Annotated in this window: 18 protein-coding genes; 11 read left to right on the forward strand and 7 right to left on the reverse strand. The window is 67.1% G+C overall.

Translation table 11 applies throughout. From position 1 onward, the window contains the following. Positions 1-36: 36 nt before the first annotated feature. Entirely contained in the window at positions 37-1,233 is a 1,197-nt protein-coding gene (locus tag AC57BR_RS03605) for an acyl-CoA dehydrogenase family protein (RefSeq protein ID WP_496358550.1), read from the reverse strand. 32 nt (positions 1,234-1,265) lie between these two features. Further along, positions 1,266-2,084, reverse strand: a complete 819-nt coding sequence (locus AC57BR_RS03610) for an SDR family NAD(P)-dependent oxidoreductase (RefSeq protein WP_496358389.1) — start codon at positions 2,082-2,084, stop codon at positions 1,266-1,268. A gap of 199 nt (positions 2,085-2,283) precedes the next feature. Here AC57BR_RS03610 and AC57BR_RS03615 point away from each other — a divergent pair, with 199 nt between their 5' ends. The 4 genes from AC57BR_RS03615 (at position 2,284) to AC57BR_RS03630 (ending at position 7,505) form a co-directional block, all read left to right on the forward strand. Then, on the forward strand, positions 2,284-3,537 hold the full coding sequence (locus AC57BR_RS03615; RefSeq protein ID WP_496358390.1) for a glycoside hydrolase family 76 protein: 1,254 nt from the start codon (positions 2,284-2,286) through the stop codon (positions 3,535-3,537). 164 nt (positions 3,538-3,701) lie between these two features. After that, on the forward strand, positions 3,702-4,748 hold the full coding sequence (locus AC57BR_RS03620; protein ID WP_496358391.1) for an iron ABC transporter substrate-binding protein: 1,047 nt from the start codon (positions 3,702-3,704) through the stop codon (positions 4,746-4,748). Positions 4,749-4,752: 4 nt separating this feature from the next. Next, positions 4,753-6,345: an ABC transporter permease gene (locus tag AC57BR_RS03625; RefSeq protein WP_496358392.1), complete on the forward strand. Its 1,593-nt coding sequence runs from the start codon at positions 4,753-4,755 to the stop codon at positions 6,343-6,345. Then, positions 6,342-7,505 (forward strand): ABC transporter ATP-binding protein, encoded by a 1,164-nt coding sequence (locus tag AC57BR_RS03630; RefSeq protein ID WP_496358393.1) that lies wholly within the window; start codon positions 6,342-6,344, stop codon positions 7,503-7,505. The genes AC57BR_RS03625 and AC57BR_RS03630 overlap by 4 nt, the downstream gene beginning before the upstream one ends. A gap of 77 nt (positions 7,506-7,582) precedes the next feature. On the opposite strand, the gene AC57BR_RS03635 is transcribed toward AC57BR_RS03630, so the two are convergent. Then, complete coding sequence (locus tag AC57BR_RS03635) at positions 7,583-9,307, reverse strand: glycoside hydrolase family 32 protein (RefSeq protein ID WP_496358394.1); 1,725 nt, start codon at positions 9,305-9,307, stop codon at positions 7,583-7,585. A 103-nt stretch (positions 9,308-9,410) separates the two neighbouring features. Then, a complete protein-coding gene (locus AC57BR_RS03640; protein ID WP_496358395.1) occupies positions 9,411-10,019 on the reverse strand; it encodes a YdeI/OmpD-associated family protein in 609 nt (202 codons plus the stop codon). Positions 10,020-10,140: 121 nt separating this feature from the next. Here AC57BR_RS03640 and AC57BR_RS03645 point away from each other — a divergent pair, with 121 nt between their 5' ends. From AC57BR_RS03645 to AC57BR_RS03670, 6 genes are all read left to right on the forward strand, one after another. After that, a complete protein-coding gene (locus AC57BR_RS03645; protein WP_496358396.1) occupies positions 10,141-10,869 on the forward strand; it encodes a VOC family protein in 729 nt (242 codons plus the stop codon). A 119-nt stretch (positions 10,870-10,988) separates the two neighbouring features. Further along, entirely contained in the window at positions 10,989-11,528 is a 540-nt protein-coding gene (locus AC57BR_RS03650; RefSeq protein WP_314196182.1) for an NUDIX hydrolase family protein, read from the forward strand. Positions 11,529-11,613: 85 nt separating this feature from the next. Continuing rightward, positions 11,614-12,735, forward strand: coding sequence for a DUF6707 family protein (locus AC57BR_RS03655; protein WP_496358397.1), 1,122 nt, complete (start codon positions 11,614-11,616; stop codon positions 12,733-12,735). Between the two features lie 80 nt (positions 12,736-12,815). Further along, positions 12,816-13,541 carry an SRPBCC family protein gene (locus AC57BR_RS03660; RefSeq protein ID WP_496358398.1) on the forward strand — a complete coding sequence of 242 codons (726 nt, stop codon included), beginning with the start codon at positions 12,816-12,818 and terminating at the stop codon, positions 13,539-13,541. Positions 13,542-13,574: 33 nt separating this feature from the next. Next, positions 13,575-14,888 (forward strand): tRNA guanosine(34) transglycosylase Tgt, encoded by a 1,314-nt coding sequence (gene tgt / locus AC57BR_RS03665; protein WP_496358399.1) that lies wholly within the window; start codon positions 13,575-13,577, stop codon positions 14,886-14,888. A gap of 183 nt (positions 14,889-15,071) precedes the next feature. After that, on the forward strand, positions 15,072-16,016 hold the full coding sequence (locus AC57BR_RS03670; protein ID WP_496358400.1) for a type IV toxin-antitoxin system AbiEi family antitoxin domain-containing protein: 945 nt from the start codon (positions 15,072-15,074) through the stop codon (positions 16,014-16,016). Positions 16,017-16,125: 109 nt separating this feature from the next. Here the strand turns inward: AC57BR_RS03670 and AC57BR_RS03675 are convergent, their stop codons facing one another. Further along, entirely contained in the window at positions 16,126-16,821 is a 696-nt protein-coding gene (locus AC57BR_RS03675) for a queuosine precursor transporter (RefSeq protein ID WP_496358401.1), read from the reverse strand. Positions 16,822-17,120: 299 nt separating this feature from the next. On the opposite strand from AC57BR_RS03675, the gene AC57BR_RS03680 reads away from it, so the two are divergent. After that, the gene (locus tag AC57BR_RS03680) at positions 17,121-18,014 is read left to right on the forward strand and encodes a hydroxymethylpyrimidine/phosphomethylpyrimidine kinase (RefSeq protein WP_496358402.1); all 894 of its coding nucleotides are present in this window, start codon (positions 17,121-17,123) and stop codon (positions 18,012-18,014) included. A 351-nt stretch (positions 18,015-18,365) separates the two neighbouring features. Here AC57BR_RS03680 and AC57BR_RS03685 read toward each other — a convergent pair whose 3' ends face one another. Both AC57BR_RS03685 and AC57BR_RS03690 read right to left on the reverse strand, forming a co-directional pair. Continuing rightward, complete coding sequence (locus AC57BR_RS03685) at positions 18,366-20,114, reverse strand: pyruvate dehydrogenase (RefSeq protein ID WP_496358403.1); 1,749 nt, start codon at positions 20,112-20,114, stop codon at positions 18,366-18,368. A 185-nt stretch (positions 20,115-20,299) separates the two neighbouring features. Next, complete coding sequence (locus AC57BR_RS03690; protein WP_496358404.1) at positions 20,300-21,688, reverse strand: MFS transporter; 1,389 nt, start codon at positions 21,686-21,688, stop codon at positions 20,300-20,302. Between the last annotated feature and the right edge of the window lie 77 nt (positions 21,689-21,765).

A 21,765-nucleotide genomic window follows, 5' to 3' on the forward strand; every position in this document is an offset into this window, starting at 1 on the left:
CCAGTTCGAGCCGTGGCTGGCCGCGGAAACGGGCCGTCAGGCGATCGCGGAGACTCCCGTGACTGCGCGGCCCACGATCAGCGTGTTGATCTCGTACGAGCCCTCGTAGGTGTAGATAGCCTCGGCGTCGGCGAAAATCTTGGCCATCCGGTAGTCCGTGACGATGCCGTTGCCGCCCAGGATGGACCGGCCCATCGCCACGGTTTCGCGCATCCTCGCCGACGTGTAGGACTTGGCCAGCGCCACCTGCGCCATGCCGGCACCCTGCTCCTGCAGCTGCGCGATCCGGACCATCATGCCCATGCTCGCCACGGCGTTGCCCAGCATGGACACCAGCTGCTGCTGGATTAGCTGGAACCTCGCCAGCGGACGGCCGAACTGCTGGCGTTCGACGGCGTACTGCCTGGCGACGTCGAATGCGGCCAGCTGCTGCCCCACCGCCTGCCAGGCCACCATGATGCGTGAGCCGCGGAGCAGCTCATTGGTGTCCTCGAAACTGCCGATGCCGGCAAAGCGGTCGGCCTCGGCAACCCGCACGTCCCGGAAGACGATGTCGGCGTTCTGCACGGTGCGCAGCGCGATCTTGTTCTCGATCCGGCTCCGGCCCACTCCCGGCAGCGAAGCGTCCACAATGAAGCCGCGGACCGCGCCGTCGGCCTCGTCCCGCGCCCACACCAGCAGGTAGTCGCAGAACGTCCCGTTGCCGATCCACCGCTTGGCGCCGTTCAGCACCCAGCAGTCCCCGCCGGCGTCGGCCTCTCCGGTACGGCTCGATATCCGGCGTGCCCGCGTCTCCATGCCGCCGGCGACGTCCGAGCCGTGATCCGGTTCGGTCAGTGCAAACGCGCCCGTCGTCCTGAGGTTCGAGGCGTCGTCGAGGTACCGGCGGCGCTGGTCCTCGGAGCCGAAACGGTAGAGCGACTCGACGAAGAGGTCGTGGTGGACCAGGAAAAACGTGGCGATAGAGGTGTCCACGCGTGTCATCTCCGCAATCACCAGCCCGGCGAACAGGTGGCTGTAGCCGCGCTGGGCCGGAGTGCTCAGCTCCAGGGCGGCCAGCTTGGGGAGGATGTGCTCCGGAAATTCGGCCTTGTTCCACCAGTCCCCCGCGTACGGCGCGATCTCCGCGGCCAGGAACTCCCGCAGCTCGCCCAGCTTCCGCTGCTCGGGTGCGCTGAGCAGGGACTCGTAGCCGAAAAAGTCAGCGGTGGGCAGGGGGTCGACGGCGGGCATCGCCTGCCCGGGACTGCTCAGTTGGGTCCGGCTCACTTCGGGCCCATCCGGATGGCGCCGTCGAGGCGGATGGTTTCGCCGTTGAGCATGGCGTTCTCCACAATGTGCGCGGCGAGGTTGGCGTACTCCGCGGGCCGGCCCAGGCGGGACGGGTGCGGCACCTGCCGGCCCAGTGACTCCTGGGCATCCTGGGGCAGTCCGGCCATCATGGGGGTCTCGAAAATCCCGGGCGCGATCGTCACCACACGAATGAGGGACCGGGCCAGTTCGCGGGCCAGCGGCAGGGTCATGGCGGCCACGCCGCCCTTGGACGCGGCATAGGCAGGCTGGCCGATCTGCCCATCGAACGCGGCCACCGAGGCGGTGTTGATGATGACTCCGCGCTCCTCCCCGCCGAGCTCGGTCGCTGCAGGCTCGGTGGCTGCCATCGCGGCGGCGGCCAGCCGGACCACGTTGAAGGTCCCTACCAGGTTGATCTGGATGGCGCGCTGGAAGGTCTCCAGCGGCAGCACGCCGTCGCGCCCCAGAACCTTGCCCGGGGTGGCGATGCCGGCGCAGTTCACCGCGATCCGCAGCGGTCCCAGGCCGACGGCGGCGTCGACGGCGGCCTGCACCTGCTCCTCGCTGGTCACATCCGCGGGAACGAAAACCGCCTTGGGGGCAGCCGAAGAATGGCCCGCAAGGTTCTGCGGACCAGCCGCGTTCAGTTCGTCGGCGTACGCGGCACCGGCTGAGGAGGCCAGGTCAGCGAGCACCACGGAAGCGCCGGCGTCGAACAGCCGCCGGGCCGTGGCGGCGCCCAGGCCGGATGCACCGCCCGTGATGAGCGCGACGGAACCCTCGATTTCCATACATCCTCCTTGATGCGGAACCGGTCGATGCGGATCCGGATCCCGGCCGCGAACGTTAGTTAGTGAATGTTAACTGAAATGGGCGGCGGATGCATCCCGCGGCGCACGGTTCGCCCGGCGCAGGGTTCACAGCCTGGCGGCACCCCGCGCCGCCCTCTGCCGCACGCCGGCCGGGCTGGCAGTTCGCTAGGCTGGCCGCATGACCCAGCCAGATGCCGACGCCACCCCGGATGCCATCCCCGCCTCCGCGGCAGCCTGGGCCGAGCGGGCCGACGAGGCTGCACGGTCGGTGACCCACCTGTTCGGCCAGCGGTTGTTTTTCCTGCCCGGGACACACCTCGCGGCCACCGCCCGTCCCTCCGGCCGGATCGAGAACCTCCGCCGCCCCTGGCACTACTGGTGGCAGGCGCATTACCTGGATTGCCTGGTGGACGCCGGTTTCCGCGAACTTGGAAGGGCGGGGCGGCCGCCGGAAAAGTTCGACGGCGATACGCGCCCCAGCGCAGGCCAGCTCGCGTCGCGGCTGGTCACCGGGATCCGGCTGCGGAATTTCCTCACGTTCGTCAACCACTACTACGACGACATGGCCTGGCTGGCCCTGTCCACACTCCGGCTGGAGCGGTTGGCCGAAGAGAGCCGCAGGCCCAGCCCGCGGCGGCAGGAGAGAATCCGCAAGAGCCTGACGCTGCAGTTCGACTCGGCATCCACCGACGACCTGGGCGGCGGCACATTCTGGAGCACCAAGCGGGACTTCAAGAACACCCCGGCCACGGCACCGGTGGCGCTTTACTATGCACGCACGGGCAACACCGCCAAGGCGCAGGCCCTGCTCGACTGGCTGGATGCCCGGCTGTTCGACCCCGCCCGTGGGCTCTACCTGGACGGGATCCGGGTCCGCAACACCGGGGAGACCGTGCTGGAGGATGCAATCTACACCTACAACCAGGGGCCCGTACTGGGCGCCCTGCTGGAGCTCGGCGGCACCGCCAACCTGGAACGCGCATCAACCGTGGTCCGCGCGGTGGCAACACACCTCACGCTGCCGGGCGCTGCCGCCGCCAGCCCCGGCAGCCCCGCCAGCCCCGCCAGCCCCATGGTTCTCCGCTGCGACGGCACCGGCGACGGCGGGCTGTTCACCGGCATCCTCACCCGCTACCTGGCGCTGGCCGCCAACGACCAGCGGCTGCCGCGGGACGTCCGGACCACCGCCGCCGAGCTGGTCACCTGCACGGCCGGCGCCCTCTGGTCCGGCCGGCGGCTGATTGCCGCAGGGGAACCGCTGGCCAGGCACGGCCGCGCCGGGGAGCCCATCTTCTCTTTCGAGCCGAAGCGGCCGGCGGGCGGCACATATCCGGCCGGTACCGCCGTCGAACTTTCCACCCAGCTTCAGGCCTGGATGGCCCTGGAGGCCGCGGCAGCCGCGGCAGCGAACGCGCCGCAACCAAGCAATTAGGACACGCAACAGTGCCGTAATTGATGTGATCCTCATCACTTAAACCCTGCTATGGCTTGGTGCTTAGGTTTGGCTAACCTACAGTTTTTCGAGTGAGCTCCACCTAACTTCCCCAGCTCACGACGGGCCTCGCCCACGAGACTTTTGCAGAAAGAAGCACTCTGATGAAGATCCGCATCAACGCGCTGGCCGGCATCGCGATCGCCGCCACCGCAGCCCTCGGCCTCTCCGCCTGCGGCTCCAGCACCTCGCCCGCTGGCACGTCCTCCGCCGACCCCGCCAAGGGCGAGATCACGGTCTACAACGCCCAGCACGAAAGCCTCACGAAGGAATGGGCGGACGCGTTCACGGCGGAAACCGGCATCAAGGTGACGCTGCGCCAGGGTGACGACACCGAGATGTCCAACCAGATCGTCCAGGAAGGCGCAGCCTCGCCGGCGGACGTCTTCCTCACCGAAAACTCCCCCGCAATGGCGCAGGTGGAGAACGCCGGCCTGTTCGCCGACGTCGACAAGGACACGGTGGCCCAGGTTCCGGCGGAGTTCCGCCCCAGCACGAACAAGTGGACCGGCATCGCCGCCCGCTCCACCGTCCTGGTCTACGACAAGAACAAGATCTCCGAGGACAAGCTGCCCAAGTCCATGCTGGACCTGGCCAAGCCGGAGTGGAAGGGCAAGTGGGCCGCTTCCCCCAGCGGCGCCGACTTCCAGGCCATCGTCTCCGCCCTGGTTGAGCTCAAGGGCGAGGCCGCTGCCGAGGCATGGCTGAAGGGCATGAAGGAAAACTTCACGGCCTACAAGGGCAACAACACCGCCATGAAGGCAGTGAACGCCGGCGAGGTTGATGCCGCGCTGATCTATCACTACTACTACTACGGCGACCAGGCCAAGACCGGCGAGAACTCCAAGAACGTCATACCGTACTACTTCAAGAACCAGGACCCGGGCGCGTTCCTCTCCGTCTCGGGTGGCGGCGTCCTGAAGTCGTCGAAGAACGCTGAGAAGGCCCAGGCTTTCCTGAAGTTCATCACTGGCAAGAAGGGCCAGGAAGTCCTGCAGAAGGGCACGTCCTTCGAGTACGCCATCGCTTCCGGCGTTCCGGCCAACGAAAAGCTCGTTCCCGTCAAGGAACTTCAGGCCCCCACCGTGGATCCGGCCAAGCTCAACTCCAAGAAGGTCACCGAGCTGATGACCAAGGCAGGACTGCTCTAATTCTGTGATCACGCAAGTATCGGCGCCGGAGACATCCGGAAGCACGACGACGGCGGGCCGGGGCAAGCGCCCCCGCCCGCCTTTCGGCGTTTCTACAGTGGCCATCCTGGCCGTGCTGATCGCCCTGTTTTCCCTCCTTCCGCTGGGCTACGTCGTGTTCATGACCGTGGCCACGGGCTGGGACACCGCCCTTGAACTGATTGTCCGCCCCCGGGTCGGCGAGCTCCTGCTCAACACCGTGCTCCTGATTCTGCTCACGGTGCCGCTCTGCCTCATCCTGGGTGTGGGCGGAGCATGGCTTGTGGAACGGACCGCCCTGCGCGGGAAGAAGGTCTGGGCCGTGCTGCTCGCGGCCCCGCTGGCCATCCCGGCGTTCGTCAACAGCTATGCGTGGGTTTCCGCCGTGCCGTCACTGCATGGCTTGTTTTCGGGCGTGCTCATTGCCACCCTGTCCTACTTCCCGCTGGTCTACATCCCGGCCGCGGCGACGCTGAGCCGGCTGGATCCTGCCGTGGAACAGTCGGCTGCGTCCCTGGGCCTGGGCGCCTGGCGGTCCTTTTTCCGGGTGGTCCTGCCGCAACTGCGGATCGCGATGACGGGCGGCGCGCTGCTGGTGGCACTGCACCTGCTGGCCGAGTACGGCGCCTTCGCGATGATCCGCTTCGACACGTTCACCACCGCCATCATGGTGCAGTATCAGTCCACGTTCAACGGTACGGCCGGCACCATGCTGGCCAGCGTGCTGGTGTTCTTCTGCCTCCTTCTGCTCCTGGTCGAGGTGCGCAGCCGCGGCACGGCCCGGTACGCCCGGGTGGGATCCGGTGTCCAGGCCAAGGCCCTGCGCCTGCCCCTGCACGTCTACCAAGTGCCGGCCCAGCTGGCCCTCCTCGCCCTGACCCTGCTTGCCTTCGGGCTGCCGCTGCTCTTCGTGCTGCGCTGGATCATTGCCGGAGGGGAGGAAATCTGGGCCGCTGACGAATTCGTTCCGGCACTGTGGCAGACCCTCGTCTTTGGGCTGGCCGGAGCCGCAGCTACCACCGTCGTCGCCTTCCCCATGGCGTACCTGGCCGTCCGGCACGCCAACTGGTTCAGCAAGGCCCTTGAACTCTCCAATTACGTCACCAGCTCCATGCCAGGCATCGTGGTGGCCCTGGCCTTCGTCACCGTCAGCATCCGGCTGGTCCCGGGCGTTTACCAGACGGCGGGCGTCCTGGTGGCCGCCTACGTCCTCCTCTTCGTGCCGCGCGCGCTGGTGAACATCCGCGCCGGCCTGGCCCAGGCGCCCAAGGAACTTGACGAGGCGGCGCAGGCCCTGGGAACCCCTCCGCTGCTGTCCTTCATCCGTGTGACGCTGCGGCTCACCGCCCCGGCTGCCGCCGGCGGCGCGGCGCTGGTCTTCCTCGGCATCGCCAACGAGCTGACCGCCACGCTGCTCCTCTCCCCCAACGGGACCCGGACGCTGGCCACCGAATTCTGGAGCAAGAGCAGCGAAATCGACTATGCCGGCGCGGCGCCCTACGCCCTGCTCATGATCGTGATCTCGGCGCCCATGACCTATTTGCTCTTCCAGCAGTCCAAGAAAGTAGCGGGACAGTGACCGAACAATCCCCGTCCAGGCTTCCGGAACCGCGGATCTCACCATCCGTGGCGCCAAGCACCAACAGCCACCTGGAGGTCGAGGCCGTCACCAAGAACTTCGGCTCGCAGGCCGTCCTCAAGGGCGTAAACCTGTCCGTGGCCAAGGGTGGTACCACCGCGATCGTCGGCCCCTCGGGTTCGGGCAAGACCACGCTGCTCCGGCTCATCGCAGGCTTTGAACACCCGGGCACCGGCAGTATCTCCCTGAACGGCTCTCCGGTGGCGGGCGACGGCGTGTGGAAGCCGGCGCACAAGCGCCACGTCGGCTATGTGGCGCAGGACGGCGCCCTGTTCCCGCACCTGACTGTCGGGCAGAACATCGCGTTCGGACTCAGTGCCGCAAAGCTCGACGGCGGCCGGCGCGCGGTTAACGCGCGCGTCAACGAACTCCTCGAGATGGTGTCGCTGGACACGGCCATGGCCAAGCGCCGGCCGCACCAGCTCTCCGGCGGCCAGCAGCAGCGCGTCGCCCTGGCACGGGCACTCGCCCGCGAACCCGAACTCATGCTGCTGGACGAGCCGTTCTCCGCCCTGGACGCCGGGCTGCGCGTCGCCACCCGGCGGGCGGTGGCCAAGGTCCTCAACGAGGCCGGCGTGACCACCATCCTCGTCACCCACGACCAGGCCGAAGCACTCTCCTTCGCGGACCAGGTGGCTGTCATGCGGGGCGGCAAGCTGGCACAGATCGGCAACCCGTTTGTGGTGTACACCCGGCCGGCGGACCGTGCCACGGCCGAGTTCCTGGGCGACGCGGTGATCCTCGATGCCTGGATGGAGGGCTCACTGGCCACCTGTTCGCTGGGCGGAATCCCCGTCCGGCGTCCGCCCGCGCAGGGCCGCGTCCAGCTCATGCTGCGCCCCGAGCAGATCCGGATCGCCGAGGACGGGCCCATCCGCGGCGTGGTGGTGGACACCGACTACTTCGGCCCCGAAACCACCGTGCGGCTCAAGCTCGCCGTGCCGCCCAAGCTGGCCGGCGCCATGCCCGACCACCGTTATCCCGGCGGCGGTGAAGTGATCACCATCCGGCACTGGAACGCATCCATCGCGCAGCCAGGCACGGAACTGTGCCTGCGCGTGGTGGGGGAAGCCGTGGCGTTCCCGCTCGAGTCCGCCTGACGTTTCGCCGGCGTTCCTGCCTGACGTGCCTTTTGCGCCGCGTCTGGTGCGCCGCTGGGCCTACCGTGCCGCGGTGGCTAGCGCGCCGTCAGCACGGTGGCCAGCGGGGTGTACTTGAACGACTTCAGCGTCAGCTTGCCGCCGGCGGTGGCTGCACTGACTGACGGCTGGCCCGACTTGGGCAGCACCACCGACGTCAGGGTCTGCTCGCCGCCGTTCACAAACACCTCCACCGAGGAATAGTCCACGAAAATGGTCAGGTCCACGCTGCCCCTCCCCGTCGCGCTGCCGTTGCGGGGCGGGCTCTGCGCGCTCCTCCGGTCCGTGAACACAGGTCCGAGGGCATCAGCGCCGGGCACCACTGCTGCCCGGCTCACCCATGCCGTGCCTGCCTCGAAGTTGTAGCCCACTGTGGCGTAGTCCGAGCCGCCGTTGCCCAGTTTCAGCAGGGCCTCCGTGCCGTCATCGCCCGGTGCACGTTCCAGGGTCACATCGAGCCGGTAGGCGCCACCTGAAGGCGCGGGAAGCCCGCCGGCGCCCTCCGGTGTCAGCGCCCTGCCGTCTGCAGTCTTGGCTTCTCCGTCCAGCGCGGACAAGGCGGGAGTGGGGGTGGAGACGAGCGTGGGCCGGCCGTGCACGGTTTTCAGCCGGATGTCCCGGACGATGGAGTCGGCACCGCCCTGCCAGTCGGTCGTGGGCAACTGCCGGGCATACGTCCAGTTGTTCATCCAGCCGATCGCGTGCCGGGACGCCATCCGTTCGTTTTCCGGCAGCCGGGGATCGTCCCACGTGACGGCGGCATAGAAGTCGGCGCCGGCGTCGAGCCACTGGTGTTTGTCATCCGCCGGGGTGAACGTGGTCCCGTCAAAGGTCCCGGTCCAGTAGGCCACCCCGGTGGTGCGGCCTTCCGCGGTGCCGTTCGCGCTGGCAGCCAGGACCCAGGTGCGCTTGGCGGGGTCGCCATCGGCATCCAGCTGGAAGAGGTCGGGGCACTCGAGGATCCCCAGGCCTTTCCGCTCGAAGCCCGACACGTAGCGCCAGCCCTTGAGGTCCTTTGAGGTGTACAGGCCGATCTTTTCGCCCTCGGCCAAAGCCATGACCCACTGTCCCCGGGCCTCGTCGCGGATGATCTTCGGATCACGCCAGTGCTGCGCGCCGGGGTTGTCCATGACCGGATTCCCGTTGGCGGCCTTGAACGTGTAGCCCTTGTCCGTGGAGTAGAACAGTGACTGCCGCTGCACGCCCTTGTCCTGCTGGGTCATGACGGCGACGACGGCGCCCTTGCCGAAGCCGGCGGTGTTGTCCTGGTCCACCACGGCGCTGCCGGTCTCGATGTCCCCGAGGCCGTTCTTGAACTTCTCGATGGCAACGCCTTCGTCCTTCCAGTGCACCAGATCGGTGCTGGTGACGTGGAACCATTCGGTGCCGTTCCCCTCGGGGTGGTCCGCGTTGTAGAGGTAGTAATAGTGCCACACCCCGTCCAGCAGGAACGGCCGCTGCGGATCGTTCATCCACTCCTTGGCCGGAGTGAGGTGATAGGACGGCCTGAACTGCGAGGCGCCCTCCGGCCGGCTGAACGACTTCGGGGGCGCCGGAGCTGCACTCTGGGTGCCGCTGCCTTGGGTGCCACCGCTCTGGGGTCCGGCACCGCTCTGGGGGCCGGCACCGCCCTGCGTTCCACCGTCGCCCGAACGCCCTGCCAGGCCGATCACCGCGGCCGCGGCGAGCACCAGAGCCAGGGCCACCGCCACCGCAATCCACCGGCCGCGGGGGCCGAGCGTGCGTAGGGAGTACCGCTGCATGTTCGCCGTTCGTGTTGGGAGTTGCTCCCAATTTTAGCGCGGACGGCCTTTTCGATGCCCCGCAGCAGGATGCCCTGGGCCACGCACACCTGGTTTCGGCCGGTCACCCACCCGAATTCTGCACCGGGCGCTTCTTCTGCGGATATGGCGTCTCGCCGCGGGCCAGCATCTCGACAAATCCGGCGATCTTCCGCTCCCGGGTGGAGGCCTGCTTGACCGAATTGGTGCGGTAGATCAGCGCGTAGCGATTCACCGAGGTCAGCACATCGAACATGGCCTGCGCCTCGGGCACAGCGGCGATGGCGGCGGCCAGATCCGCCGGAACCTCCGCCGTCGCCGGTCCTGAATAGGCGGCCTCCCAGCGGCCGTCTGCCTTGGCAGCGTCGACGGCGGCACGGCCCTGGACTGTCATCTTCCCTTCCGTCTCAAGCCGGGCCACATGGCCCACGTTCCGTTCCGACCAGGCGCTCCTGGCCCCCCGGCGGGTCATGCGCTGGAGGTAGCTGTCACCGTCGCGCTTCTTGACCTGGCCGTCGATCCAGCCGAAGCAGAGCGCCTCGTCCAGGGCAGCGTCGTAATCGAGTTCAGTGACGTTGCCGCCCTTCTTGTGCAGGACCAGCCACACGCCGGGGCTGTCGCTGTGGTGGGATTCCAGCCATGCCCGCCACGCGGCGGCGTCGGGCACCAGCAGTTCCTCGAGTTCAACGGCCATGCGCCTATTCTGCCCCCAGCGGTGCGTGATTCAACCCGGTGCCGCGCGGTTCAAGACGTGGCATCATGGCCATGTCGGCGCCGTTTGCGGAATCCAGGTGTTTCGAGTTCGAGGAGAGAGCATGCTTCGTGTCCGCCCCATCCACTTCACGTCCCGGGTTGAGCCCTGGGAGCGGCTCCTCACCGACCTGGGGATGATAAAGACCACCGACGAGGGCTCCTGGCGGGAGTACGACGCCGGAGCGGGCCGGCTGGCGCTGCACCAGGCCGAACCGGGCGCTGCCGAGGACGGCGTCACGCACTTCGGCGTGGAGGTCGGCGACCTTGAGGAGTTTGCCCGGCGCACCAACCAGTCCGGCGCGGAATCGGAGACCTCCTCCGCTGAGCTTGTCCGCGCGGACCACGGCGACTCCTGCCGGATCACGGGCGCGGACGGTTTTAGCTTCTTCGCCGACAAGGGCGCCCACGGGGCCGTCTGTGCGGATGCGGATCCAGCGCTGGCCGTGGTGGAAGTCTGGTTCAGCGAGGACGTGACAGCCGCCGCCCAGGCGCTGCGGGACATCGGCGCGCGATTCCGCCCCGTCCCGGACGACGACGAAACAGCCGATTTCACGGCCAAGAACGGCGGTGTGCTGATGGCACGGCCGGGCACCGGCGCGGCGCACGCGGGACTGGGGTTCGAGTACGCCGGGGACCTTGACGCCCTGCGGGACCGCCTCACAGTCGCGGGACACGACGTGACGCTGACCGAGGAGGCGTTCGGGCGCACCCTCCATGTGCCGCACCCGGACAGTGACGGCGCGGCGGCACAGCGGGCTCCGCTCTGGATCTCCGCCCGGCGCCCTTCGTAGCGTCCACGCGGCGCAGAGCGGCAAATCGACTGGCGGGATCTCGTCGCTTTGCCCGCCGCCAAGCGTCGGGATCTCACGCCTCGGCGGCCGGACCGGTGGCGATGGGGTAAAAATGATTCATGAACGTGCGCACCCCTGACCCCAACCCCGGCTGGCTCTCGGACGAGGATCTCTTCGAAGCCAGAGGCAGGCTCCCGATGGTCTACGTGGAGGCGGTGCCGGTCCGGCTGGATCCACTTGGGTTTGTGAACGAGGTGGGCACGCTCCTGCAGGCGGACGAGGACGGCACCATGGTCCGGTCCCTCGTCTCCGGCCGGGTGCTCTACCGTGAGACCATCCGCGCTGCCCTGCTGCGCCACATGGAAAAGGACCTCGGCCCGCTGGCATTCCCCCAGCTCCCCATCAGCCCGGTGCCGTTCACCGTGGCCGAATATTTCCCAGCCCCCTCCCACACAGGGTTCACCGATGACCGCCAGCACGCCGTATCACTGGCCTACATCATCCCCGTGACCGGCGAATGCGAACCCCGCCAGGACGCGCTCGAGCTGACCTGGATGACGCCCCAGGAAGTGCTCAGCGACGGCGTGCAGCTGGAGTTCAGCGGCGGCCGCGGCGCCCTGGTGCGGCAGGCCCTGGCCTACGCCGGCGTCGGCAGTTGACGCCCGGGCGCCCGTGCCTCCCCGACTTCGCACCCTCTCCTTTGTAGACTGTTGGGCGGACCGCAAGAGAACTTAAGGACTCCCGATGAACCACCCTGCAGCTGCCAAGACCTACCGTGAACAGCAGGCGGGCTCTCTGCGGGCGGGCGACCACCTTCTCCTGCCGGACGGCGAGCGGTCCGCGGAAATCCACTCGGTGGAAGTCGAAACGGATGATTTCGGCAGCCCTGCCATCATCCTTGCGACCCTCACCGGCGGCGGCACGCTGCGCATCGCTGCCGGCTCGTCCGTCCGGATCCCAGAACCCGCGGTTGACGACTCCCCCTCCCCGGAAACCGCGGACAATGCCGCTGGAAACACTGCCGTCGTCGAAGACGCTGCCATCGCAGACGGTGCCGGAACGGCGGACGGTGACGCGCAAGGGACGGACGCTGACGCGGAAAGGGCGGACGCCCAGGCGTCCGACGCCGGCACTCCCCTTTCCGTAGTGGGGAACGAAACAGCTGGGGAGCCTGCGCGGACGGCGCCTGCCGCCGTCGTCGTTCCTCCCCTGCCGTCCACCACCCCGGCGGTGGTCGGCCCCAGCGCGGACGACCTGGCCCTGATCCCGGAGCCCTCCGGGACGCCCGAATCCGTGGTGGAAGCCGTGGCGGAGGCCCATCCGGACTCCGTCGGGGTGCAACTGCTGGCCGACAAGCTGGTCAAAGGCATCAACACCAAGTCCGGCAGCTGCCTGAAGGACCTCAGCGACCTCGCGCATGAGCTGTTCGTCATGCTCAAGGACGCCGAGGCGTCGCTGACGGTGGCCGATCTGCTGAACGTGCTGCCCTTCGACGGCAACCCGGGTCGCTGGGCGTCGGTGGAGGCCTCGCTCGCGCTGTCCAGCTACGTGTGCCGGCAGACGGGGCACAAGGACCGCGCCGCCGTGTATGAGAAGCTGCTTCGGGCGCCGGAGAACCAGGAGACAGACCCATTCAAGGCGCGGATGCAGGCCCGGGTCCGGCAGCGCTCACTGAACGAGCCGAACCTGTACGACAAAGAGATTTTCCGTTCCATCGACAACTCCAACCACGAGGCCGAGCGCGAGTGGCGGCTGCTGCGGCTGGAATCGCTGCTGTTCCTGCGCGCCCACGGCGGATCGCAGACCATCAGCGCGCCGGAGCTGGAGCGGCGCATTGCCAACGAACTGGAGTCTGTGCGGGGCTAGGCGGCCATGCGGTACGGCTGCCGCGTTCTCCACCGGAAATTCCTCTAGCCCGGGTTGCGCCCAAGTTGTAGATTCAGGCCATGACGAACAATCTCAGCGTTGTGATCAATTCGGACGCGCCACAGGTTTGGACGATGCTGCGTGAACCCTCGAAGGTCGCGCAATGGCATGGCTGGGAAGCCGACGAGCTGGCAGGCGAAATCAATGAGATCTACTTCAGCAAATCCGTGGTTGAAGGACCGGACCACACCACGCTGACGGTCAACAATGGCGACGTCTTCACGCTGAAGCCCGTGCCCACGGGAACTGAGGTCAGTGTCACCCGCGCCGGTGTGGACCACAACTCCGAATGGGCTGCCTGGGATGAGGACATCACCCAGGGGTGGCTGATCTTCCTGCAGCAGCTGCGGTTCGCGCTGGAGCGCCATCCCCACGGCAAGCGCCGCACCTGCTACTTCTCCGTCCCCGGCGCGGACGGCTCCGCCATCGAGAAACTCGGGCTCAAGGACATCCCTGCCGCCGGCGAGGAGTATTCGCTGACCTTGGGCACCGGCGAGGAGGTCTCGGGCAGGGTCTGGCACAAGACCAACCACCAGGTGGGGCTCACCGTACACAGCTACGCGGAGCACGGAGAGGGCCTGCTGATTGTGGCTGACCAGCCCGTGATCCCCGACAAAAGGCCCGACGGCGGCTCGATGGTGGTCCTCTCGCTGTACGATCTCGGCGCCCACAGCATGGAAACGATCCGCTCCCTCTGGGACGACTGGCGCTCTGAGAACTACCCCACATCAGAACCCATCCAGTGAGGGTTCACCGCTGGTAGCTGGCACACTTGAACCGTGCCAGCCAATCCTGAACCAGCTTCCCCTTCTGTACCGGTGCCGGCCGCCCGCCAGTCGGAGTTCTCCTTCCGGGTGGGCAAGCGCCTCACTGAAACGTGCAGCCCTGCCCCCGGGCAGCTGACCGCCAACGGAGGCGGGTTCCTGGGCCGGACCGGCACCATCACCACGCCGCACGGCGAGATCCAGACGCCCGCATTCATCGCCGTCGGCACCAAGGCCACGGTGAAGTCCGTCCTTCCGGAGTCCATGGCCGAACTCGGCGCCCAGGCCCTGCTGGCCAACGCGTACCACCTGTACCTGCAGCCCGGTCCCGAGATCCTGGACGAAGCCGGCGGCCTCGGCGCGTTCATGAACTGGCGAGGCCCCACCTTCACCGATTCCGGCGGCTTCCAGGTGATGAGCCTGGGCTCGGGGTTCAAGAAGGTCATCGACATGAAGACTGCGCCATCCCCAGACCAGCCCCTGCCGGATGACGCCGTGGCCGCCGGCAAGGAGCGCCTGGCCCACGTGGACGACGACGGTGTGTGGTTCAAGAGCCACCTCAACGGGGACCGCCACCGTTTCTCCCCCGAGATCTCCATGCAGGTCCAGCACCAGATCGGCGCGGACATCATGTTCGCGTTCGACGAACTCACCACGCTGCAGAACTCCCGGGGATACCAGGAGGAGTCGCTGGAGCGAACGCGGCTGTGGGCGGTCCGCTGCCTTGAGGAACACTTCCGGCTCACGGCCGGGCGCGCGGGCAAGCCGTACCAGGCCCTGTTCGGCGTGATCCAGGGCGCCCAGTACGAGGACCTGCGCCGCAAGGCCTGCCGCGACCTCGGCGCCATGGCCTTCGACGGCTACGGGATCGGCGGGGCGCTCGAGAAGGAGAACCTGGGCACCATCGTGCGCTGGTGCAACGAGGAGCTGCCCGAGAACAAGCCGCGGCACCTGCTGGGCATTTCCGAACCGGACGACATCTTCACGGCCATCGAGAACGGCGCCGACACCTTCGACTGCGTTTCCCCCACCCGAGTGGCCCGCAACTCGGCGTTCTACACGCCCGACGGCCGCTTCAACCTCTCCGGTGCCAAGTACAAGCGCGACTTCGGTCCGCTGCAGGACGGCTGCGACTGCTACGCGTGCCTGAACTATTCGAGGGCCTACATCCACCACCTGTTCAAGGCCAAGGAAATGCTCTCCGCCACGCTCATCTCCATCCACAACGAGCGCTTCGTGGTGAAGATGGTGGACGACGCCCGGCTGGCGATCGACTCCGGCGACTTCTTCGAGTTCAAAGCCGAGACCCTGGGCCGGTACTACTCCTAGGCCCGCGCCGCCCTCGCCGCGCCGTTTCCAACCCGCCCACGCGCCGCCGCCGTCGAACTCGCCGGAAACGAGCCAGATCGCCGGAAGGTTACGGCGATCCCGCACCTTTCCGGCGATCTCTCGTTGTCCACATAGCGACGGCGGCGCCTCGCCGGATCGTCGGCGGCACCGGAAGCTGGTTGCATGCCAAAGAACAACGCTCCCGTGCTCCCGCCCACCGGAAACCTCTGGCGCACTGACCAGCTCATCAGTCTCGGCTTTGGCTCCCGGTCGATCAAGTCCTTGCTGGATTCGGGGTCCCTTGTGCGGCTGCGCTACGGCTGCTATCTCCGTGCAAGCGTGTGGGATGCCCAGTCCGCCCGCGTCCGGAGCCGCCAGCTGATTTACGCGCATGCGCATGGAACCCGCACGACGTCGACCGGCGCCTTCGTCTACAGCCACACTTCCGCCGCCCGCCTGCACCGCCTCTTTCTCTGGAACGTGGACGACGCAATCCACATTCTGCAGCGGGTGCAGCCGTCCAGTGAGCGCCATGGCAAGGATGTGAGGTGCCATACTCGCCCGTTCTCCGACCACGAGGTGACCGTGGTGGGCGGCCTGCGGGTTACCTCGCTGGAAAGGACGGCAGCAGATTGCGCCATGATGCTCAACTACAGGCAGGCGCTGATCGTGATGGACCACTCGCTGCGCCTCGGTGCCCACCGCTTCCTACTGCAGGACATGGCAGATTCATTGGACGGGCAGCGGGGCGTCCGTACCTTCCGCCGAGCACTGGCCACAGCGGACCCCCGTTCGGAATCCCCCGGCGAGACGCTGACACGGGAGCTGATCCTCCGCCTGAAGATCAGGCCGCCTACGCCGCAGGTTGAGGTGCTGAGCCGAGTCGGGAGGCACCGTCTGGACTTCGCTTGGAAGGAGGAGAAGGTGGCCCTCGAGTTTGATGGCAAGGCTAAATACTTCGACTTCCAACCCACCAACGAGGTGTTCTTCCAGGAACGTCTCCGCGAAAAGGCCCTGACGGAGGAAGGATGGCTCTTCGTACGGGTCGAGTGGAAGGACCTGTTCAACGAGGCACAGTTCAAGAACCGTGTGCTCCGCGCCCTGGCTAGCCGCCCCCGCAAGTTCTGAGCCCGGGTTCGCGGGCAGCGAGTTCGCCGGAAACCGTCGAACTCGCCGCAACCTTCCGGCGAACTCGCACGGTTCCGGCGGCTTCGAGGATGCCGGGCCGGCGCAGAGCCTACGCCCCGTAGCTGGGTTCGCGCTTCTTGACCCAGCCGATGGCCAGGGTGGTCACGGGAACGAAGAGGAACTCCACGAGGGTCTTGTAGAGGAAGCCGACCAGCACGTAGTTCGCAAACGTGCCAAAATCGCTGATGCCGATCACCGAGGCCGCGATGCTGCAGAAAATCAGCGTGTCCACGAATTCCCCGGCCACCGACGAGCTCATGATGCGGGCCCACAGCGACTTCTCCCCTGCCCGGGCCTTCATCCGGACCAGGATCCAGGAATTGATGGTCTGTCCGGCGAAGAATGCAAGCAGCGAGGCGAGCACGATCTGCGGAACGGGGCCGATTGCGCCTTCGAGGGCGGCCTGTTTGGCGGTGCCGAAGTCGTCGTCGAAGCCAGGAAGGGCGATGATCACCCAGTAGCAAAGCGCGGCGAAGACCGACAGGGCAAACGTGGTGACGATGGCTTTCCGGGCCACCTTGAAGCCGTAGACCTCGCTGATAACGTCACCCAGGATGTACGCCAGCGGGAACAGGAAGAAGCCGCCGTCCGTGACGATTGGACCCAGCGCCACGCCCTTGGAGGCCCCGATGTTGGACAGGATCAGCACCACGGCCATGACCGCAAGCATGATGCCGAAGTAGGGGGAACCTACCGAGGCGAATTTCGGCGCTGCTTTCGGCATGGAGGACTGGGCGGTGGTCATGGGGTGTTCCATTCGTAGTGGTTCGCTCGGCTGCCTGCGTCCCTGCGAAGAGAGATGGAAGCCGGCTGTATTAGCACTGGACAGGTCCCGCCGGCTGGCCGCCGAAACCGCCCTTCATTCTCCCACCATGGCCGGCACCGGGAAGGGTGACACACGTACGGCCAAATCCCGGGGACGACGACGGCGGGCTGCCGTTCCGGGGGACCCAAGGGTCACCGCGGGCCCGGCCACCCGCCGTCGTGGTCAAACTGTTCATGAGCACAATGCCGGCGGCGCGCGGCCGGTGGCAGGATGGGGGCATGACTTCTACCGCGTTTGACTCCACCGCTTTGGCGTCCGATACCGCGCCCGACGCCGTTTCCGGCACCACCGCCGCTCCCGCCATCGTCCTGACCATCGCGGGCTCGGAGGCGACCGGCGGCGCCGGAGCCCAGGCCGACCTGAAGACGTTCCAGGAACTCGGCGTTTTTGGCATCGCCAACCTCACGTGCATCGTCTCGTTCGACCCGAAGAATGACTGGAACCACCGCTTCGTGCCCGTGGACCAGGAAGTCATCGCGCACCAGTTGGAGGTGACGACGGCGGCCTACGGTGCCGCTTCTGGCGCGCCTTCCGTGCTGGATACCGTGAAGATCGGCATGCTGGGCAGCCCGGCCACCATTTCGACAGTGGCCGCCGCACTGGCTTCGGGTTCGTTCAGCAACGTTGTCCTGGACCCGGTGCTGATCTGCAAGGGCCAGGAGCCCGGCCATGCCCTCGACACGGACCAGGCACTCAAGGCAGAGATCCTGCCGCTGGCCACGTTCGTCACGCCCAACCACTTCGAGGCCGAGTCGCTGTCCGGCCTGGAGATTACCGACGTCGAGTCCCTCAAGGCCGCCGCAGTCCGCATCCACGAGCTGAGCGGCGCCGCGGTGCTGGCCAAGGGCGGCGTGCGGCTGTCCGGTCCCGACGCCGTCGACGTTTTCTACGATGGCGAAACCCTCGAGGTCCTGACGGCGCCGAAGGTGGGCGAGGTGGCAGTCTCCGGAGCCGGCTGCTCGCTCGCCGCGGCTGTTACGGCGGAGCTGGCCAAGGGCGCTTCACCGCTGGAGGCGGCCCGGACGGCGAAGGACTTCGTGACCGCAGGCATCCGCAACCGTGTGGCCTCCGGCGCCCCGTTCGACGCCCTCTGGCAGGGCGGCCCGCGCTAGGCCTTGGCCGGGACCCTTCCTCACCTTTCGCAGCAAAACCGGAAACCCATCCTCAGCTCATGAGGGAGGGTTCCGGGTTTCGCTGCAGGACCTGAGGAAGGGTTTTGGTCAGGGGCGGGGGTCGGCCACGGTTCACATGAAAAGTGGCAACCCGGTTTCAACGTGCACGATCTGGTAATGGAATGGCCGGTTGAAGTCGATGGTGTGCTCAGGCCGGGGTGGCGCGCCGGTCACCCTGCCGTTGATCTGGTTACGGCGGCGGGGAGCGGACGACGGCGGGCCGGCCCGCCGTCGTCCGCTGGAACCTGCCGCCCGGCGCACCTAACGCCCCGCACACTACCGCCCCGCACACTACCGCCGCGGGATATTCCGCAGGTTGCTGCGCGCCATGCTCACGGCCTCACCGGCGCCACGGTTCAGGACCACCTTCGACATAGCGGTGGCGAACCCAAGGACCTGGGAGCCGGTGATTTTCGGCGGAATCGACAATGCCTTCGGATCCGTGATGAGCTCCACCAGCGACGGCCCCGGATGGGCGAAGGCCTCACGGTACGCGTCCTCGATCCGGGCGGGATCCGTGACCCGGACGGCATGGAAGCCGAGGGCACGGGCCACGGCGGCATAGTCGGCGTCGGGCACGTCCACGCCGAAGTCCGGCAGGCCGTCCACCAGCATCTCCAGTTTGACCATGCCCAGGGTGGAGTTGTTGAAGAGCACCACGTTGACCGGCAACCGGTGCGCGGCCACAGTGATGAGCTCGCCGAGGAGCATGGACAGGCCGCCGTCGCCCGAGACCGAAATGACCTGGCGTCCGGGGTACGCCAGCTGCGCCCCAACCGCGTGCGGCAGTGCATTGGCCATGGAGCCGTGCAGGTAGGAGCCGATCAGCCGGCGGGTGCCCAGCGGGTTGATATAGCGGGCGATCCAGACGTTGCACATGCCGGTGTCCGCCGTGAAGATGGCGTCCTCGGCCGCCACCTGGTCCAGCAGCGAGGCCGCGTATTCCGGGTGGATCGGCTGCTTCTTTTCCACTTTGCGGGTGTAGGCGCCCACGGCCTTGTTCATGAGCCGGTCATGCTTCTTGAGCATCTGGTTGAGGAAGCGGCGGTTCTTTTTGCGTTCCAGCAGGGGGATCAGGGCCGTGAGCGTGGGCAGCACGTCGCCGTGGACGGCGATGTCGACGTCGGTTCGCCGGCCCAGCCGGTGGGCGGCGCGGTCCACTTGGGCGGTCCGGGTGCCGGGGAGGAACTGGTCATACGGAAAGTCCGTGCCCAGCAGGATCAGCAGGTCCGCGTCCTCGATCCCCTCGGCCGCGGCACCGTAACCCAGCAGCCCGGTCATGCCGATGTCGTAGGGATTGTCGTACTGCAGGAAGTCCTTGCCCCGCAGCGTGTGGCCGACCGGGGCGCCAATCAGTTCCGCGAGCGCAACGACCTCGTCATGGGCTCCCTTCGTGCCTGCGCCGGCGAAGATGGCGACCTTGCCCGCGGCGTTGATGGCCTCGGCGAGTTCCTGGACACTTTCCGGTGCCGGTGTCAGCGTGGCGGGCCGGAACTTTGCGGGCAGCGGGGTTTCCCCGGTAGCCTCCAGCCCGGCGATATCGCCGGGAAGGGTGACGACGGCGACGCCGCCCAACGCAACGGCGTGCTGGATCGCGCTGTGCATCACCCGCGGCGCCTGTTCCGCCGTGCTGATGAGCTCCGAGTAGACGGAGCATTCGTTGAAGATCCGGTCCGGATGGGTTTCCTGGAAGAAGCCGCTGCCGATCTGCTTGCTCGGGATGTGAGAGGCGATGGCCAGTACTGGTGCGCCGGAACGGTTCGCGTCGTACAGGCCGTTGATCAGGTGCAGGTTGCCGGGGCCGCAGGAGCCGGCACATACGGCAAGCTTCCCTGTCAGCTGGGCTTCGGCAGCGGCGGCGAAAGCTGCCGCCTCTTCATGCCTGACATGGATCCAGTCAATGCCGCCCTGCTGTGAGCCGCCGGTCTGTCGGACGGCGTCGACGATGGGATTCAGGCTGTCCCCCACAATCCCGTAGATCCGCTGCACACCGGCAGCGTGGAGTTGTTCAATGAGCTGGACTGCGAGTTCCTTGGCCATGAGTGCACACTCCCGCGAACGTCTGGGACAGCTGACAGGTTGATCAACTGACAGGGCCCAATATAGTCGGGCAGCCTGAACGCGGGCCGGACAGACGACGACGGCGGGGCCCGGCCCGGCCCCGTACGGAACCGCGTTGCCGGCCACCCGCCGTCGTACTCTCCTGGGAGCTTGGCGCCTGGACGCTAGGCGTCCACCAGGTCCTTATCGTCGTCCTTGCGGTCCGGCGACCAGGCGTGACCCTGTTCGTGGTCCAAGTGGGTGGACTTCTTGTTCCGCAGGCAGAAGACGTAAACCGCCAGCGAGATGGCGATGGCCACGGTGACGTAGGTGAAGAAGAGGTCCACTTGGCCGGACTTCTGCAGTGCGGCGCCGATCAGCGGGACGGTGCCGCCGAACAGCGAGTTGGCCACGGCGTAGCCCAGACCGACGCCGAGCGCGCGGATGGAGGCCGGGAACAGCTCGGCCTTCACGAGCGCGTTGATGGACGTGTAACCGCCCACGATCAGCAGGCCGCCCATCATCAGCAGGAAGGCGGTAAAGGGATCCTTGGTACCGGCCAGGGAGGAGAGCAGCGGCCAGGTGAAGAGCACACCGGTGATGCCGAACCAGAGGAGCAGCGGCTTGCGGCCCACTTTGTCGGAAATGATGCCGTAGACGGGCTGGAGCAGCATGAAGATGAACAGCGCCCAGAAGTTGATCACGGACGTGTCCGTCTTGGCGATGCCGGATGTATCGTTCATGAACTTCAGGATGAAGTTGGTGTAGGTGTAGAACGCAACCGTGCCGCCTAGAGTGATGCCGATGCAGACCAGCAGAGGCTTCCAGTGCTGGGTGAACAGCAGCCGCAGGGTGCCCGGCTGGGCTTCGCCGGCTGCGGCGGGAGCCTTGGCTGCCTGGACCTGCTCCTCGGAAACTGTCTCCTCCATGGACCGGCGGAGCCAGAGGACGACGAGTGCAGCCACGCCGCCGATGGCGAACGGAATACGCCAGCCCCACTCGTTGAGCATGTCTTTGCCCAGGACGTTCTGCAGGATCACGAGGACCAGGAGTGCCAGCATCTGGCCGCCCACCAGTGTCACGTACTGGAAGCTGGAGAAGAAGCCACGGCGCTTGGAGGTGGCCGCCTCCGACATGTAGGTGGCGCTGGTACCGTATTCGCCGCCCACCGAGAATCCCTGAAGAACCCGGATCAGAACCAGCAGGACCATGGCCCAGATGCCGATGACGTCCTGGGTGGGCAGCACGGCGATGGCGAAGGATCCGGCGGACATCAGCGTCACGCTGAGGGTCAGGGCCGCTTTCCGGCCGTTGCGGTCGGCGTACCGGCCGAAGAACCAAGCGCCGATGGGACGCATCAGGAACGACGTCGAGAACACCGCCATCGCTTCCAGGCCAGCTTGGAGTTCATCCTTGGAGTTGAAGAAGTGGGCCTGGAAGTAAGCGGCGAAGACGGTGTAGACGTAGAGGTCGTACCACTCCACGAGGTTTCCGGCGGAGCCTTTGAGGATGTTGCCGACGGCTCGACGGGTTTGTGCTGCCTCATTCAGCGGCGCGGCGTGCTGGGTGCTCATCAATGAACCTTCCTTAGCAAGAACGGCCTCCCGGAAGCGCGGAGGACCCTATCCAAACTAGGGGTGATCCAGCGCAC

The organism is Arthrobacter sp. BGA-UO-ETr-C19, from assembly GCF_059568005.1.

Coding starts and splice junctions, on each gene's coding strand:
- AC57BR_RS03690 (WP_496358404.1), bottom strand. CDS start 21,688: ATGAGCACCCAGCACGCCGCGCCGCTGAATGAGGCAGCACAAACCCGT.
- AC57BR_RS03670 (WP_496358400.1), top strand. CDS start 15,072: ATGCCAAAGAACAACGCTCCCGTGCTCCCGCCCACCGGAAACCTCTGG.
- AC57BR_RS03605 (WP_496358550.1), bottom strand. CDS start 1,233: ATGCCCGCCGTCGACCCCCTGCCCACCGCTGACTTTTTCGGCTACGAG.
- AC57BR_RS03680 (WP_496358402.1), top strand. CDS start 17,121: ATGACTTCTACCGCGTTTGACTCCACCGCTTTGGCGTCCGATACCGCG.
- AC57BR_RS03655 (WP_496358397.1), top strand. CDS start 11,614: ATGAACCACCCTGCAGCTGCCAAGACCTACCGTGAACAGCAGGCGGGC.
- AC57BR_RS03640 (WP_496358395.1), bottom strand. CDS start 10,019: ATGGCCGTTGAACTCGAGGAACTGCTGGTGCCCGACGCCGCCGCGTGG.
- AC57BR_RS03610 (WP_496358389.1), bottom strand. CDS start 2,084: ATGGAAATCGAGGGTTCCGTCGCGCTCATCACGGGCGGTGCATCCGGC.
- AC57BR_RS03620 (WP_496358391.1), top strand. CDS start 3,702: ATGAAGATCCGCATCAACGCGCTGGCCGGCATCGCGATCGCCGCCACC.
- AC57BR_RS03660 (WP_496358398.1), top strand. CDS start 12,816: ATGACGAACAATCTCAGCGTTGTGATCAATTCGGACGCGCCACAGGTT.
- AC57BR_RS03635 (WP_496358394.1), bottom strand. CDS start 9,307: ATGCAGCGGTACTCCCTACGCACGCTCGGCCCCCGCGGCCGGTGGATT.
- AC57BR_RS03645 (WP_496358396.1), top strand. CDS start 10,141: ATGCTTCGTGTCCGCCCCATCCACTTCACGTCCCGGGTTGAGCCCTGG.
- AC57BR_RS03650 (WP_314196182.1), top strand. CDS start 10,989: ATGAACGTGCGCACCCCTGACCCCAACCCCGGCTGGCTCTCGGACGAG.
- AC57BR_RS03685 (WP_496358403.1), bottom strand. CDS start 20,114: ATGGCCAAGGAACTCGCAGTCCAGCTCATTGAACAACTCCACGCTGCC.
- AC57BR_RS03675 (WP_496358401.1), bottom strand. CDS start 16,821: ATGACCACCGCCCAGTCCTCCATGCCGAAAGCAGCGCCGAAATTCGCC.
- AC57BR_RS03615 (WP_496358390.1), top strand. CDS start 2,284: ATGACCCAGCCAGATGCCGACGCCACCCCGGATGCCATCCCCGCCTCC.